This is a genomic window from Microbaculum marinisediminis, from assembly GCF_025397915.1.
GTDB classification, from domain to species: domain Bacteria; phylum Pseudomonadota; class Alphaproteobacteria; order Rhizobiales; family Tepidamorphaceae; genus Microbaculum; species Microbaculum marinisediminis.
Genome location: NZ_JALIDZ010000009.1, coordinates 19606 through 34477 on the forward strand (window position 1 = coordinate 19606; position 14872 = coordinate 34477).

Here is a 14872-nt window from a genome sequence, read left to right on the forward strand (position 1 = left end):
TAACCTATACTTATTTTCATATTCTAATTTTTGAATGCGTTCAACGCAAGGAAATTACGACCCGTAATCCGGGCAATCGCATTTATTGCCCAAGCCCTTGTTCCGACATCCATTCGGCGCTCATCACGAGGCCGACCATGATCGGGGTCAGCGCCCCGGCGATCTGCGGCTGCGCTTCGCGCAAACGTTCGAGCGTCTGCGCGGTATTGTCGGGGCACTCCTCGAATTCCATGATCAGGTCCTCGACCATGGCCGACTTGAGGCCGGGGTGGCCGACGAACCCGAAGACGTTGTCGCCGATCTGGAAGACCAGAGGCTCGCCGTCGTCGCCCGCGGCCAATACCGTCCCCCCTTCCGGCAGCACCGGACGGTCGCGCATGTAGACCCCAACCGGAAACGACTCCGGCAGAAATCCCTTCAGGGCGTCGTCTACCTTGCGATGGGCCGTGGACACGGTGAAACGCAGCGGCGCTTCCTCGGCGCCGCCTCCGGCCGCCGTGGCGACCATGACCGCGCCGAGACCGACGCCAATCACCGGCAGACCACGCTCGAGGAAATCGCCGATCAGGCGCAGCTCGGGGCCGAGGCTCGGCATCAGGTTGCCGCTGACGACGCCGAGCGGACCGGCGCCGAGCACCACCAGGCCGTCGAACCCTTCGGCGTCCGGCGGAATCTTGCCGCCGGCGGTAAACGGACGGGAATAGAGGAAGCGGACCGAACGGGCCTCCAGATGGTCCTCCATCAGGCCGAGATACTCGGTCTCGGTATGCTGGAGGACGCAGATTGTCTTCATCGGTGCGGTGAAGAACGGCGAGCGCTCCTCCTCGACCGCCTCGCCGGTGGCCGAGGCGAGCTTCTTCAAGGTGAACTGAAGGGCCGGTCCGCAGGTCATGTCAGGTCGATGCCTCCTTGGCCGCCATGACGGTCGTGGCGATGTCGGCGGGCTCGACGCCCGGCATCTCGATGCCGATCTCCTCGAAGCCGCTGGCGGCCGCCGCGGCGAGACCATCGAAGTCCAGATTCTCGCCGACAAGCCGTTCGGCCAGCCGGTCGATGCCGCCGGGTGGCAGGCAGGTGAAGTCGCCGGAGATCATCAGGTCGGCGATCTTGTCGTCGCGCTCGAGCAGGTGCACGCGGATCATGCCGCCCGGTGCCTTGTGGGCGCTCTCGGTCAGGTGCATGCCGGCGGAAATCTTGACCCCCATGTCGACGAATTTGCGGCCCTGCTTGTAGGTCCACTCGGGATCGGAAAGCGCCCTCTCCTCTTCCTCGATGGCCTTCATCTCGGCTTCCGTCGGCTCGGACATTTCCGGCGTCACGCCGAGCGCCCCGGCGCAATGCTTGAGGAACAGGGTGATCAGATGCGCGCGGTCCGGCACCTCGTCGAGCTGCTTGACCATCGTCGTCATGTAGTCGTCGAGCGTCGTCTTCAGCTTGTCCCGGAACTTCTCGGAGGGAACCTTCAGGCAGCGCGCCATGTTGGCGGTGTCGAAGTCGTACATGAAGCTGCCGGCCATCACCGTCGCCTCGCCGATCGAGGCGGCGCCGGTGCCGCCGATCTTGCGGCCGTCGACCTGGATGTCGTTGACCGGGCGGTACACCGCATTGACGCCGAGATCCTGGTAGGTCCGCACCACGGGCTCGATGAACATCGGGTACAGGTTTACGGCGAATTCCGGCGCCTTCTTGCGCGGATAGATGAAGTGCGTGAACAGCTGGTTCGTGTCGAGATAGACGGCGCCGCCACCGATGCGGCGGCGGAAGATCGGCAGGCTGTTGGCCTTGCAGAAATCCTCGTCGACTTCCTTGGCGATCTCCTGATGCAGCCCGACGCAGACATAGGGATCATCCGGGTTGGTCAACGTCAGGACCGGATCGTCGTCCGGGCCCATCGCCTTTGCCATCCCGTGAAAGCCCGCCTGGCTGCGTAGCGGGGAAACCGATCCGAAATCTATGACGCGAAGCCGCATTCCTACCTCCGAAATGACCCGACGCCTGTCTCAGTTCGCCGACAGGCACCACACTCGCTTGAAGCGTATCGGATCGTAATCGAGGTAGAAACCATCATCGACGTTTCGACCGCGGCACTCTTCACGGTGCCTGAAAGCCTGTTCCTCCGTTCAAGTCATGCGCGCGTGCTGATATCCGTAGTAAAGCGTTGAGATATGTCGCGCTTCGGCAAAGAACAACCAGCGCTCGGTGAGAAGGCCCGGAACCATGGCGACGATCGCGAGCACGGCCGTCGCCACGGGCACGACAGCATTGCCGCCTCCGGCGAGAAGGCCCAGCAGGACCGCGGCGAGCGGCAGGGCGAAGGCCAGCACCTGGGCGTAGCGGCGCAGCTTGGCCGCATGCTTGCGGGCCACCCGGTAGCCCATCTCCTTCAGGACATAGTTCGCCTGCGAATGCGGCCACTCGACCGAGCGCACCTCGCCCGCGCCCAGGCCGGTCGCGGCGGCGGCATCGGGAAGCGCCAGCGCGTCATTGTGACGCCACGCCGAGAGCTTCAGCCCCCAGGCCAGCGCGATGAACACGACGGCCAGCCAGGCAGCGAGCGGGACGAAGCCGACGAACAGCGCCAGCAGCGCATTCAGCAGGATCGCTCCGGTCGCCAGCGAAAAGGCCAGATAGACCGGCAGCGTCCAGCGGTTCGACCAGTCGGGGACGGGCTTCAGCGAAGCGTAGATCATCGCCGTGGTGCAGACGGTCGCCAGCGCGCCGGCAGCGGCAAGCAGGCCGGCGACTCGCACCGCCGCCCCGTCGACACCGAATACGACCCAGCCGCCGGCGAAGGCCACCGCCGGAACATAGGTGACGACGCTGCTGATGCCCTCCCGCGACAGCCACGAGGAGCGCCACTGCGAGAAGGCGCGCCAGGCCCGCTCGGGATGACCGAGATGAAAGGTCGACGACAGGAGACCCGCGGTGATCATCACCAGCGCCAGGCCCAGGCCGACGATCGCCAAAACCCGGCTGTCGGGCATCAGGCCGACGGCCGCGCCCAGTCCCATCAGCGCCAGGAGCCCGTAGCCGGCGCCCGACGATGTGGTGAAGAAGATGACGGAGAATGCCGGATGCATGGCTACCTCGACAGCACCTTGTCGACCCACGCGAAGAAGCCGCTGGCCGACGCGTCCGGTTCGTGCTCGCCCGGCGCGGGCGCGGCAGCCGCCGGCTGCTTCTTGCGCGGCGGCAGGTAGCGGTTCGTCGGCGCGTAGCCGAGCTCGGGCATCAGCGCGACACCCTCGCGGTCCTCGACGAGTTTGGAGACCGGCGATTGCGGGTCGCCGAGGTCGCCGAAATGCCGCGCCCCGACCGGGCAGGCGGCGACGCAGGCCGGCACGCGGTCGGTTTCAGGCAGGTTGTCGTTGTAGATCCGGTCGACACACAGCGTGCACTTCTTCATCACCCCGACCTGGGTGTCGAATTCGCGCGCGCCATAGGGGCAGGCCCAGCTGCACAGCTTGCAGCCGATGCACTTGTCCTCGTCGACCAGCACGATGCCGTCGGACGTCCGCTTGTAGGATGCACCCGTCGGGCAGACGGTGACGCAGGCCGGCGTCTCGCAGTGCAGGCACGAGCGCGGGAAATGCACCGTCCGGCCGCAGCCGTCGGCGGTGTGCTCGAAGGTGTGGACGCGGTTGAACCAGACGCCGTCCGGCTCGGCCCCGTAGGGCTCGACGTCGGTCAACGGGGCCATGTGGCCGCCGGTGTTCCATTCCTTGCAGTTCGTCACGCAGGCCTGGCAGCCGACGCAGGTGTCCAGATCGATCACCAGGCCGAGCTTCTTCGCGGTGCTTGTCGGCAGGGACGTCATTTCGACCGCTCCCGGAACTGGGCGCCGTAGGTCGAGACCTCGGGCGCCGCCGGCAGCACGGCATGGCTGATCGGCTCGTAGCGCGGTGCCGTATCGCCGGCCTCTTCGGGCGCGGCCTTTTCGATACGGACGCGCAGGTCGTACCAGGCCGCCTGCCCGGTGACGGGATCGGAATTGGAGAAGCGGTAGCCGCCACCGCGCTCGGGCAGAAGCTCGGCGATCAGGTGGTTGAGCAGGAAGCCGCGGGTTGCCTCCGGCGCGTCGTCGGCAAGGTTCCACGCGCCCGAGCGCTTGCCGATGGCGTTCCAGGTCCACACGGTGTCGGCGTTGCAGCCATCCATCAGCTGGATCTGGCACTTGACGCGGCCGGTCGGGCTCGACACCCAGACCCAGTCATCGTCGGCAAGCCCCATCGCGAGCGCCCTGTCTCGGTTCATGAACAGGCGATTGAACCCGTGGATCTGGCGCAGCCAGGCGTTCTGCGAGCCCCACGAATGATACATCGCCATCGGCCGCTGGGTGATGGCATAGAGCGGGAATTCGGCCGCATCGACGGTCTCCTGCTCGAGCGGGGTCGACCAGAACGGCAGCGGATCGAAATGCGTCTCCACACGGGCGCGATGCGTCTCCGGCGGCTGCACCTCGCCGTGCCCCTGCGCCGCCAGACGGAACTTCTGCAGCGTTTCCGAATAGAGCTCGAAGGTCAGCCGCGCGTCCGACCGCACGAAGCCCATCGAGACCGCCCAGTCCAGATACTCGGCGTTGGCGTGCTTGAAGTAGCGCTGGCCGGGCTTCAGATGATGGACGCAGAACGAGCCGTTCTCGATGTAGCGGTCGAGCTGGTCGGGATTCGGATCGCCGGTTCCGAACTCGGAGCCGTCCTTGCCGCGCCAGCCGGCGAGCGGGCCGATCCCGGGCAGCCGCTCGTGGTTGACGATGTAGTCGGGATAGCCGCCGGGATATTTCGGGCTGCCGTCCTCGTTGACGAAGCCGGGCAGCTTCAGCCGCGCGCCGAGATCGATCAGCACTTCCTGGAACGGCCGCACGTCGCGGTCCGGCTTGACCACCGGATGGCGGATCGCGTCGGCCGGCCCCTCGGGCTCGGAGATCGGCCGGTCGAGCAGCGAGATACAGTCCCACCGCTCCAGATAGGTGGTGTCGGGAAGGATCAGGTCGGCGTAGGCGACCATCTCCGAGTAGTAGGCGTCCGAATAGATGATGCGCGGGATCTTGTAGGCGCCGGTCCAGGGATCCTTGTCGGTCAGGTGCTTGAGCGTGTCGGCGGTGTTCATCGCCGAGTTCCAGCTCATGTTGGCCATGTACAGAAACAGGACCTCGATCGGATAGGGCGTCCCGAGCGCGGCGTTCGTGGTGACCATGTGCATGAGACCGTGGGCCGACAGCGGGGCGTCCCAGCTGAACGCCTTGTCGATGCGCTGCGGGCGGCCGTTGCGGTCGATCAGCAGGTCTTCGGGGCCGGTCGGAAAGCCGAGATGCGGGCCGCCGAGCGGCTCGTCGGGGAGAACCTCGCCGGGCTTGCCGCGCGGCTTCAGGCGCGGCGGGATGCACTTGGGATACGGCGCCTTGTAGCGGAAGCCGCCGGGGCTATCGATGGTGCCGAGCAGGATCTGCAGGATGTGGATCAGCCGGCAGGTGTGGAAACCGTTCGAATGCGCCGAGATGCCGCGCATCGCGTGCATGGAGACCGGGCGGCCAACCATCTTGTCATGGCGGCGGCCATAGATATCGGTCCACGGAATGTCGAGCACCACCTCCTGCTCGAAGGCCGCCTCGGCGAGTTCGGCGGCGATCCGCCGGATCGTGTCGGCCGCCACGCCGGTCTCGCGTTCTGCCCGCTCGGGGGCGTAGTCGACCGACAGATAGCGCTTGGCGAGAAGTTCGAAGACCGGAACCGCCTTGCGCCCGTCGGCAAGGGTGAACTCGCCGTGCAGGGCCGGGGCGATGTCGGGCTTGCGGGCGGTGACAAAGGCCTTGGTCGTGGTGTCGTATGCGAGCGGCCGGTCCTTGTCGTCGCGCACGATCAGCCCGTCGTCCGCAGCGCCGGGATCCTGGATCACCAGCCAGGGGGCGTTCGAATAGCGTACGAGATAGTCGAGGTCGATCTTGCGGGTGCGCAGCAATTCGTGGATGAGCGCGCCGACGAACAGGCCGTCCGTGCCCGGCTTGATGCCGACCCACTCGTCGGCCACGGCGTTGTAGCCGGTGCGCACGGGGTTGATCGACACCACCTTGGCGCCGCGCTCCTTGAGCTTGCCAAGGCCGACCTTGATCGGATTGGAGGCGTGGTCCTCGGCAACGCCGAACAGCAGGAAATAGCGGGTGTGGTCCCAGTCAGGCTCGCCGAACTCCCAGAACGAGCCGCCGAACGTGTAGAGACCGGCGGCAGCCATGTTGACCGAGCAGAAACCGCCGTGCGCGGCGTAGTTCGGGGTGCCGTACTGGATCGCCCACCAGCCGGTGAGCGACTGCGACTGGTCGCGGCCGGTGAAGAAAGCCAGCCGGCGCGGGTCGGACTTGCGCACGTCGCCGAGCCATTCGGTGGCGAGCCCCAGCGCCTCCTCCCAGCTGATCTCCTTGAACTCGCCGCTGCCGCGCTCGCCGACGCGCAGCAGCGGGGCGCGCAGCCGGGCCGGCGAATAATGCTGCATGATGCCGGCCGAGCCCTTGCCGCAGACCACGCCGCGATTGACCGGGTGGTCTCGGTTGCCGTCGATGTAGCGGACCTTGCCGTCCTTCAGGTGGACGCGAATGCCGCATCGGCAGGCGCACATGTAGCAGGTGGTACGCTCGACCGTGTCGGCGACCTGCGGCGAGGTGTCGACGCCGTCGCCTTCGTCAGGCGCAGCGGTAACGGCCAGCGGAGCCTGCGTAGCCCTGCTGTTGGCTCCAGCGGAGGAAGAACTCATTATGCCAGCGGCTCAATCCGCATTTCGAGGCGCTCTTTGGCGCGCGTTTTCGGTCCGGGTCCGCGCATATAGTGCTTCTCCGGGTGATAGCGCTCGGCACCCGCCGGGGGCGCTTTCTTCAGCGGTCTACGGAACCAGTTCTTAACACGTTCCAGGAGGCCGGGTTCGGACGATTTCTTGGTCTGGCCGTTCATTTCGATTCTTGTCCAGTTAGCGAGCCGCCACTGTGCCAAGTTTAAAATAATCGTTCCAACATATTATTTTTGTCTTTTTCATCGAAATTATCGATTGATCGACTTTCGCCCATTGGACGATGCGGGACGCCTTGGAAATCGTCGGCCGCCAGCACCGGACGGCCACTCATTCCGGAGCGACGATGCGCGCTTCGGTGGCGAAGCCCCAGGCCGGATCAAACCGGTGAACGTAGTAGACCGGGACCGTCTTCATGCGCTCGGGATAGTCGCCCTTGCGCAGGGTCGTCGCGATACAGGGCATCACGGCAACGGGAATGCATCCGACATGGCCGGCGGTGCCGCGGTGAACATGGCCGCAGAACATTGCGGCTACCCGGTTGGAGTGCTGCACGGTCCGCGCCAGCCGCTCCATCATCTCGGGCTTTTCGAAATTGAACGGATCGGGTCCGACCTTGACCTCGAACGGCGGATGATGCGCGAGAACGGCGATCTGCTTGCTGGTCTCGGCGTCGATCAGCTCCATAAGATCCCTGGCCCGCTGCGGACAGAAGTCGCCCTTGTTGCTGCCGGCGTTCAGGGTATCGGCGGCGATCAGCCTGACGGGATAGTCCTCGATCGCGTACTGGACGAAGTCGGAGCCCGGTTCGAGATAGCCGCGCGGAGAGAAGGCGGCGCGCAGGTTCGTCCGGTCGTCCTTGTTGCCGGGAATGATATAGACCGGCGCGCGGGCCTGCGCGAGGATGCGGACCGCCTCCGCGTACTCGTCCTGCCGGGCGTTGTGAACGATATCGCCAGTGTGGACGATCACGTCCGGCAGCGGATCAAGCGCGTTGATATCCGCGATCGTGACTTCGAAATCGCGTATCCGCCGGTCGGCATCCGGCGTGTCCAGCGCGATATGCGTATCGGAGATCTGCGCGATTATCATGCAGCCGACCGCTCGCCCGCCTAGCGCAGGCTGGCGTAGTACTCCTTGAGGATCGCCACCACCTCCGGCCGGCTGAACTCCGGCGGAATGTCGGCATTGGAGGAGAGCATCTCGCGCTGCTGCGTGCCGGAGATCGAAATGTGGTGTTCGGGATCGTGCGGACAGGTCTTCGCCGTGGCCATCCCGTAGCACTTGCGGCAATAGAACGTGATGTCGATCTTCAGCGGCTTGGTCTGCAGCGCGCCCGGCCACAGCTCGTCGAAGATGTGATGGGCGTCGAACGGGCCGTAGTAGCTGCCGACGCCGGCGTGGTCGCGCCCGACGATCAGGTGCGAGCAGCCGAAATTCTGACGGATGAGCGCATGCAGCAGCGCCTCGCGCGGGCCGGCATAGCGCATCTCGATCGGATAGCCCGCCTGAACGATCGTCCCGGGGCGGAAGTAATTGTCGATCATCGCCTGGATGGCCCGGGTCCGCACATCGGCGGGAATGTCGCCGGCCTTCAGTTTCCCCAGCACCTGATGGATGAAGACACCGTCCATGACCTCGATGGCGATCTTCACCAGATGCTCGTGGCTGCGATGCATGGGATTACGGGTCTGGAAGGCGGCGACGTTCGACCAGCCCTTCTCCAGGAACATCGCCCGCGACTGGGCGGGCCGAATGTAGAGATCCGGATACTTCTCGGGATACTGGCCTTCGCTCAGAACCATGACCCGTCCGGCCAGGTTGACGTCGCCCTGGGCAAGCACCTTTTCCACGCCGGGATGCTTCGGATCGGTGGTGCGATAGACGTGCTCGGCCTCAAGCTGCTTGTCGATGCCGTACTTCTCGCGGACCTCCATGATCGCCAGCGCTTCGCCGGTCTCCGCGTCGACGAGCGCGACCTCCTCCTCGAGGCGGATGCCGTCGGCGAGATCCTTGTCGACCGGCAACGTGATCGGGATCGGCCAAAAGACGCCGTCGGCCATCTTCATGTCTAGGCAGGCGCCGCGCCAGTCGTCATGCCCCATGAAGCCGTCGAGCGGGGTATAGGCCCCCATCGCCAGCATGAAGACGTCGGAGACGGCCCGCGAATCCAGGGGTACCTTCTTCAGCGTCTCCGCGCGTGCGCGCTCCTCGGCCCGTTCGGTCTGCGGCAGCAGGAGCGGCTTGAGCTGCTCGGAATTGTGCGGCGGCACGAGCTGAGGCATGGCAAGTCCTTCCTGATATCGAGCGGTGTCCGACGGGACGGTCATTGCTGGCTGATCCGGCTGGCGGGGGGCACCGGGCGGCAACGCTCCCGGCGCAGATCGTGAAGCGGGCAATCACCGCCGACGGAATCCCGTGCACGCGGTTCGGATCGCAGCCACGCGATCCTGCCTGTCCGCGCTACGGCGAAACCGCTACGGCCGTTTCGGGGTCTTGTATTCGACTTCCTTCTGGAACGAATCCCAGACGGTCTCGTAGCCGACGAACCCCTTTTCGTTGGGCTCCATCTGGCGCGTCTTCACGAAGCGCGACTGGCCCTCGGGAACTTTTTGGACGGGTTTTTTCTCGCTCATGAGTCACCTTTTGCCAAGAAACCGGGATTGCCACCGAAAGAGGCCGATACTTGTCGGATATCATTCATGGCATTGCTCGAATGTGGGCTCGAATGCGGTCGATCGGTCCGACCTGCCTGAGGACACCTGCATCGGATCACTGAAAACTGGATCGGCATCGCTGCTCAGACCGGTCTCGTGAGGGACGGGTCGATATCCGGCTGCGCTCCGATCGTCCCGCCGGCCCTCGTCTCCTCATCGGTCGCGTCGCGCACGGTCAGTATCTCGAGCGTGAACACGACCTCCCTGCCGCAAAGCGGATTGTTGCCATCGACGGTGAGGGTCTTGTCGTCCATCCGCGTCACGAGGAAGCTGCGGGTCTGGCCCTTGTCGTTTTCCATGAGGATGGAGGTGCCGACCTGCCGATACTCCTCGGGAACGTTCTCGATGTGGTCGGTGAAAACCAGCGACTCGTCCCTGGCGCCGTAGATCTGGTTGCCGTCGATCGGCACCTCGATCACGTCGCCGACGGCCTTGCCCTCCAGCTCCTTGTGGACGTACGGGGCCAGGATCTCGTTGTGTCCGTGAACGTAGCCCAACGGGAATTCGACCTTGGTCAGGACGTGCCCCGACTTCCTGTCGGTCACCTTGTAGGTCAACTCGACGAACTTGCCGTCCTGGATGGTTTCACTCATGCCGGGTTCGATCCCATCGCTCAGAAAATGGAGGCCCCGAAGATCCTGACCTCGCCATCTTCATAGCCGAGGACAAGTCTTCCGAGCCATTCGCCCGCCTTGTTGGTGCTCCGTTGCCGGTACAGAACCGTGACATACTCGCCCCGGCGGATCACACCAAGATTGTCGATGTCTTCGGAGAGGCTTCGCGCCAGTTCGCTGTTGGCGAACTGATGCCCCACCGCGACCTGGTTCATCGCCAGCGCCAGAGACGTGGAAAAGTTCCTGACGAACTCTCCGTACTTGCCTTCGTTCGAGTGCTTGACGAGGTCGCGCCACAGCGGATCGGCTATGGCCAGGATTTCCTCGTCGGTCTTTTCGATAATGTTCACGCGCGGCTCTCTGTCACCGTAGGACACCAGCTCGACCGGGGGCGTCAAAAAGATCGCCACGCGCCCTGCTGGTCTTCTTCGTGCCCGGGCGGACGTCCAAAGCGAGGCGCCGCCCGGGGATAGTGCTACTCGTCCTCACCGACCAGGTGATAACAAGGCGCCTTCTCCATGGTGTATTCACCGGTGTTCGGATCGCGACGCGAAACGGTCAGAACGTGCCAGTTCTCGTCGTCCACCTTCATGGCGTCGCCCCGGTAATAGTAGCCCGGCCAGCGCGTCTCCTTGCGGAACAGGGTGTGCTGGGTGACGCACTCCGCGGCGCGATGACGGTGCTTCAGTTCCCACGCCCGCAGCAGCTCGTGAATATCCTTGGCGGCGATGCTCTGGAGGTCCTCCTCCAGGATCTTGAGCTTCTTCAGACCGATATGGAGGAGCTTCTCGTTGGTCATGTAGCTGACCGTCACGCCACCGCAGTACTCGTCCATCAACTTCTGCAGGCGATCCAGCCCCTGCTTGGGATTGATGTAGTGCGGATTGACATCGCCCGCGACGATCTCGTTGCGGTAGATCTTGTAATGCTCAAGCGGCGTGTAGATCTCTTTCCTGCGGCGGCTTATCTGCTCGTCGGACACGACGATGCCCTCGGCTTTGCCGTCGTCGATGTACTTGCAGGCGGCCTTCGCGGCGAGGCGCCCCTCGGTGAACGAGCCGGACGAGAAGGCGTGCGGGGTGCCGCCGACCGCGTCGCCGGCGCCGAACAGGCCTTCGATCGTCGTCATCCTGTTGTAGCCCCAGAAGTACTCGGGCGGCGAAATGTCCTCCGGCCCCGAGCACCAAGCGCCCGAGCAGGTCGCGTGCGAGCCCATGACGTAGGGCTCGGAGGTGGTCAGTTCCGGGTTCTCGTATTTAGGGTCCACATCGGTGGCGGCCCACAGGACCGCCTGGCCGACGGTCATGCCGAGGAAGTTTTCCCAACCAACCTCTTCCAGATGCGGATCCTGGAAGGCGTGCATGGTCACCATGTGAATGGGGCCACGGCCGGCATTCACCTCACTGATCAAGGCATGGTTGCGCAGGCAGGTCGGGATCGGCCTGTGGGTCAGGTGCGAGGCTTCCGGATCCAGGTATTCCTTGCCGACCATCTTCTGGAGTTCGGGGAACCACTTGGATTCGTACTCTTCGCCCAGACCGTTCTGCGTGTAGGTCTTCAGGTGCAGGAAGTAGGCGCCGACCGGGCCGTACCCGTCCTTGAAGCGCGCCAGCACGATGCGGTTTTCCATCTGCGTCATCTTGGCGCCGGCCTCGATCATCAGGCCGTAGGCAGACGCGGACGACCAGGGCGCATACCAGGTGCGGCCCGATCCCTCGCCGACCGAACGCGGCTTGAAGATGTTGGAGGCCCCGCCCGCGCCGCAGATCACGGTCTTGGACTTGAAGACGTGGTAGTTGCCGGTGCGGACGTTGAAGCCGACGGCGCCGGCGACCCGGTTCTCCTTGCTGTCGTCCATCAGCAGATGGGTGACGCAGATGCGGTTGAACACCTTGTCGGCGGATTTCTTGGCGGCCTCGGCCACGATGGGCTTGTAGGACTCGCCGTGGATCATGATCTGCCATCGCCCTTCACGCAGATAGGTCCCCGTTTTCGGGTTCCGCATGATGGGCAGGCCCCACTCCTCGAACTGGTGCACCGTGGAGTCGACGTGGCGGGCCATGTCGAACAGCAGGTCTTCCCGCACGAGGCCCATCAGGTCGATGCGCGCGTAGCGGACATGGTCCTCCGGGTTATTCTCTCCCCAGCGGGTGCCCATGTAGCAGTTGATGGCGTACAGCCCCTGGGCGACCGCTCCGGAGCGATCGATATTGGCCTTCTCGGCAATGACAATCTTCTTGTCCTGCCCCCAGAACCGCGCCTCCCAGGCGGCACCGGTGCCGCCAAGACCCGCACCGACGACCAGAATATCAATGCCGTCTTCGACGATCGTTTTGTAAGCCATCAGTAATACACGCCTTTCTTCATCTTGAGACCGTTGGTCTCCAGCGTATGCAAACCGCCGTCATCCATGCGGATGTACTTCGGCTCGTTGTACAACAGCTGGCTGTCGCGCATTTCCTGACTGGGCCCGGGAACCTCCGCGAGCTGCGGGATCGCCTGCCCCCAGGGCTTGGTGGTGATGGGTGACAGGAAGTCCTTTTCCGTGCCGTTCCGGAACTTGATCCTCCAGGCGATCGTGCCCTTCTCCTCGTCGCGGTCGACGCGAACGCTGTGACCGAGGGGAGCGAAATCGGCATAGCCGCGCACGTCGATCGCATGCTGCGGGCACGCCTTGACGCAGGAGTAGCACTCCCAGCACATGTTCGGCTCGATGTTGTAGGCGCGCCGATAGGTCTTATCGATGTGCATGATGTCCGAGGGACAGATGTCGACGCAGTGTCCGCACCCGTCGCACCGTGTCATATAGACGAATGTAGGCATAAGCCGGCTCCTTGTCTGTTCGAAGCGAACGTGCGGGCTGCGTTAATAGTGACGGGGCGCTTCGCGCTTGATGCCGAGCCCCATGTTCATCGGGGCGTCCGCCAACAGTTCCATCGAGTGTCTTTTCTGTTGCTCGGGATCGTCGCGCGTCAGCGTCGGCAGGTTCGAGGCGGTTCCGTCGGCCTTGGACACCCTCTTCTCGAACGCAGCGGCGGGCTTGAAGAACATGTGCGAGAACTTGGACCACGGGATCGAAACGAACAGCACCGTCGTGGCGATCAGGTAGAGCGCCAGGAACAGGGTGGCCCAGGGCACGGAACCCGCCGTCTGCAGCCACGCCCACAGGAGGCCGAAGGTGGCGCCCAGCACGAGCGACACGATGAACAGATCGGCGCGCACGAACCGGAACGGCGAGTTGCCCTCGGCGGCGACATCGACGCGGATGAAGAACCAGAACCAGTAGCCGCCAACGCAGACCATCAGCGCGCCGATGTACCAGAGCGCGGCGAGGCCGGCCGGCGTGGGGGTCGCGGGCGTCGGGTAGGCGAACACCATAACCGCAGTGGCGATGACGTAGATCACGAAGCCGTACATGCCGAGCAGGTGCGCAATGCGACGGCGCGGGTTGCAGAACTCGCCCGACAACGCGACGTCGACTACGGCCGTCTGCACCGCGATCGACATCTTCTGGCCGCCGCCGACCTGCTTCTTCGCCTTGTCCCTGCCTTCACGCCAATTCCGAAAGAAATACGTGGCGCTCTTTTTGTGCACGACGTCGAACAGCGTGCCGCCGATGACAAGCAGCGCCATGATGACGACGTAGGTCTGCATGACGCTCGGCGACACGGACGCCGACAGCTCGGCGAACGGATTACTGGTGAACATTATGTTTCCCCCCGGTGAGGTATCGATTCACACTAGCCGGCCGGCTATCGAACAGCAATAAAATGTTTGCATTTATCTATTGTATAGGTCGTTTTGATCGCTATAATCGATTAATGACGCTCGACCAGCTCCGTGTTTTCATCGAAGTGGCCGAACGCGGCCACATGACCCGGGCCGCGGAGGCCCTTGGCATGAGCCAGTCGGCCGCATCCGCCGCCGTTGCCGCGCTGGAAAACTACTATCAGATCAAATTGTTCGACCGGATCGGCCGCGGGATCCGCCTGACCAGACCCGGCCAGATATTCCTGCGCGAGGCACGGGCCGTGCTCGACCGCGCGTCGATGGCGCGATCGGTGCTGCAGGATCTCGCCGGTTCTCCCGCCGGCCCGGTGGACATCGCCGCCAGCCAGACAATCGCCACCTACTGGCTGCCCCGCCGGCTCGCATCCTTCCACGCCGCCAATCCGCGCGTCCGGCTCAACGTCGTGATCCGGAATACAAACGAGGTGGAGCACGCGGTCGTCGAAGGCGAGGTGAATATCGGCCTGGTCGAGGGGCCGACGCAGCATCCGGCCCTGATCCGCCAGCAGATCGACCATGACCAGATCGTGCTGGTGGTCGCCTCGGGGCGGCCTTCCCTGCCGGTCAATGCTTCGGGCCGGCTCGATCTTCGCGCCATCAACTGGGTGATCCGCGAGGCCGGCTCGGGCACCCGCCGCGCGCTCGAGGACCTGGCGTCCAAGGAAGACCTCACGCTGGACGACCTCAACATCTTCCTGGTCCTGCCCAGCAACGAGGCGGTCCGGGAAGCGATCGAGGCCGGCGCCGGCGCGACCATCATCTCGCGCCACGTCGTCGCCTCCGCCATCGCCGCGGGCAAGCTCACCGAAATCCCGATCGAACTGCCGCAACGCGAATACGCGCTGGTGCGCCACCGCGACCGCCACGCGACGCTGGCGCAGCAGACCCTGGTCGCCCACCTGACCGATGGCATCGCCCCGGATTCGCAAGCCCCCGATCAGCCCTAGCGGACACTGCCTGCAGGTTCGTTGTCGCGCG

The 14872-nt window shown here is 64.5% G+C and carries 15 protein-coding genes; 1 reads left to right on the plus strand and 14 read right to left on the minus strand.

Annotated elements, in window-relative coordinates:
- Positions 1 to 82: 82 nt before the first annotated feature.
- The 14 genes from MUB46_RS18385 to MUB46_RS18450 form a co-directional block, all read right to left on the minus strand.
- Positions 83 to 892, minus strand: a complete 810-nt coding sequence (locus MUB46_RS18385; protein ID WP_261617416.1) for a type 1 glutamine amidotransferase — start codon at positions 890 to 892, stop codon at positions 83 to 85.
- A gap of 1 nt (position 893) precedes the next feature.
- The gene (locus tag MUB46_RS18390; protein WP_261617417.1) at positions 894 to 1970 is read right to left on the minus strand and encodes a lipoate--protein ligase; all 1077 of its coding nucleotides are present in this window, start codon (positions 1968 to 1970) and stop codon (positions 894 to 896) included.
- Between the two features lie 150 nt (positions 1971 to 2120).
- Positions 2121 to 3080, minus strand: a complete 960-nt coding sequence (locus MUB46_RS18395) for a dimethyl sulfoxide reductase anchor subunit family protein (RefSeq protein ID WP_261617418.1) — start codon at positions 3078 to 3080, stop codon at positions 2121 to 2123.
- 2 nt (positions 3081 to 3082) lie between these two features.
- The gene (locus MUB46_RS18400; protein ID WP_261617419.1) at positions 3083 to 3817 is read right to left on the minus strand and encodes a 4Fe-4S dicluster domain-containing protein; all 735 of its coding nucleotides are present in this window, start codon (positions 3815 to 3817) and stop codon (positions 3083 to 3085) included.
- Entirely contained in the window at positions 3814 to 6744 is a 2931-nt protein-coding gene (locus MUB46_RS18405) for a molybdopterin oxidoreductase family protein (protein ID WP_261617420.1), read from the minus strand. Before MUB46_RS18405 ends, MUB46_RS18400 begins: the two co-directional genes overlap by 4 nt.
- Positions 6744 to 6938, minus strand: coding sequence for a hypothetical protein (locus MUB46_RS18410; RefSeq protein ID WP_261617421.1), 195 nt, complete (start codon positions 6936 to 6938; stop codon positions 6744 to 6746). Before MUB46_RS18410 ends, MUB46_RS18405 begins: the two co-directional genes overlap by 1 nt.
- Positions 6939 to 7104: 166 nt before the next feature.
- Complete coding sequence (locus tag MUB46_RS18415; protein WP_261617422.1) at positions 7105 to 7866, minus strand: metallophosphoesterase; 762 nt, start codon at positions 7864 to 7866, stop codon at positions 7105 to 7107.
- Positions 7867 to 7886: 20 nt separating this feature from the next.
- Positions 7887 to 9059, minus strand: coding sequence for a sulfate adenylyltransferase (gene sat, locus MUB46_RS18420; protein ID WP_261617423.1), 1173 nt, complete (start codon positions 9057 to 9059; stop codon positions 7887 to 7889).
- A gap of 192 nt (positions 9060 to 9251) precedes the next feature.
- A complete protein-coding gene (locus tag MUB46_RS18425) occupies positions 9252 to 9410 on the minus strand; it encodes a hypothetical protein (protein ID WP_261617424.1) in 159 nt (52 codons plus the stop codon).
- Positions 9411 to 9574: 164 nt separating this feature from the next.
- Positions 9575 to 10084, minus strand: coding sequence for an FKBP-type peptidyl-prolyl cis-trans isomerase (locus tag MUB46_RS18430; RefSeq protein ID WP_261617425.1), 510 nt, complete (start codon positions 10082 to 10084; stop codon positions 9575 to 9577).
- A 20-nt stretch (positions 10085 to 10104) separates the two neighbouring features.
- Entirely contained in the window at positions 10105 to 10455 is a 351-nt protein-coding gene (locus MUB46_RS18435) for a hypothetical protein (RefSeq protein WP_261617426.1), read from the minus strand.
- Positions 10456 to 10580: 125 nt separating this feature from the next.
- The gene (gene aprA / locus MUB46_RS18440; protein WP_261617427.1) at positions 10581 to 12449 is read right to left on the minus strand and encodes an adenylyl-sulfate reductase subunit alpha; all 1869 of its coding nucleotides are present in this window, start codon (positions 12447 to 12449) and stop codon (positions 10581 to 10583) included.
- Positions 12449 to 12928, minus strand: coding sequence for an adenylyl-sulfate reductase subunit beta (gene aprB, locus MUB46_RS18445; protein ID WP_261617428.1), 480 nt, complete (start codon positions 12926 to 12928; stop codon positions 12449 to 12451). Before aprB ends, aprA begins: the two co-directional genes overlap by 1 nt.
- 42 nt (positions 12929 to 12970) lie before the next feature.
- On the minus strand, positions 12971 to 13813 hold the full coding sequence (locus MUB46_RS18450) for a hypothetical protein (RefSeq protein ID WP_261617429.1): 843 nt from the start codon (positions 13811 to 13813) through the stop codon (positions 12971 to 12973).
- A 113-nt stretch (positions 13814 to 13926) separates the two neighbouring features.
- Here MUB46_RS18450 and MUB46_RS18455 point away from each other — a divergent pair, with 113 nt between their 5' ends.
- Positions 13927 to 14841, plus strand: coding sequence for a LysR substrate-binding domain-containing protein (locus tag MUB46_RS18455; protein WP_261617430.1), 915 nt, complete (start codon positions 13927 to 13929; stop codon positions 14839 to 14841).
- Positions 14842 to 14872 lie beyond the last annotated feature (31 nt).

Coding starts and splice junctions, on each gene's coding strand:
- MUB46_RS18385 (WP_261617416.1), bottom strand. CDS start 892: ATGACCTGCGGACCGGCCCTTCAGTTCACCTTGAAGAAGCTCGCCTCG.
- MUB46_RS18390 (WP_261617417.1), bottom strand. CDS start 1,970: ATGCGGCTTCGCGTCATAGATTTCGGATCGGTTTCCCCGCTACGCAGC.
- MUB46_RS18395 (WP_261617418.1), bottom strand. CDS start 3,080: ATGCATCCGGCATTCTCCGTCATCTTCTTCACCACATCGTCGGGCGCC.
- MUB46_RS18400 (WP_261617419.1), bottom strand. CDS start 3,817: ATGACGTCCCTGCCGACAAGCACCGCGAAGAAGCTCGGCCTGGTGATC.
- MUB46_RS18405 (WP_261617420.1), bottom strand. CDS start 6,744: ATGAGTTCTTCCTCCGCTGGAGCCAACAGCAGGGCTACGCAGGCTCCG.
- MUB46_RS18410 (WP_261617421.1), bottom strand. CDS start 6,938: ATGAACGGCCAGACCAAGAAATCGTCCGAACCCGGCCTCCTGGAACGT.
- MUB46_RS18415 (WP_261617422.1), bottom strand. CDS start 7,866: ATGATAATCGCGCAGATCTCCGATACGCATATCGCGCTGGACACGCCG.
- sat (WP_261617423.1), bottom strand. CDS start 9,059: ATGCCTCAGCTCGTGCCGCCGCACAATTCCGAGCAGCTCAAGCCGCTC.
- MUB46_RS18425 (WP_261617424.1), bottom strand. CDS start 9,410: ATGAGCGAGAAAAAACCCGTCCAAAAAGTTCCCGAGGGCCAGTCGCGC.
- MUB46_RS18430 (WP_261617425.1), bottom strand. CDS start 10,084: ATGAGTGAAACCATCCAGGACGGCAAGTTCGTCGAGTTGACCTACAAG.
- aprA (WP_261617427.1), bottom strand. CDS start 12,449: ATGGCTTACAAAACGATCGTCGAAGACGGCATTGATATTCTGGTCGTC.
- aprB (WP_261617428.1), bottom strand. CDS start 12,928: ATGCCTACATTCGTCTATATGACACGGTGCGACGGGTGCGGACACTGC.
- MUB46_RS18450 (WP_261617429.1), bottom strand. CDS start 13,813: ATGTTCACCAGTAATCCGTTCGCCGAGCTGTCGGCGTCCGTGTCGCCG.
- MUB46_RS18455 (WP_261617430.1), top strand. CDS start 13,927: ATGACGCTCGACCAGCTCCGTGTTTTCATCGAAGTGGCCGAACGCGGC.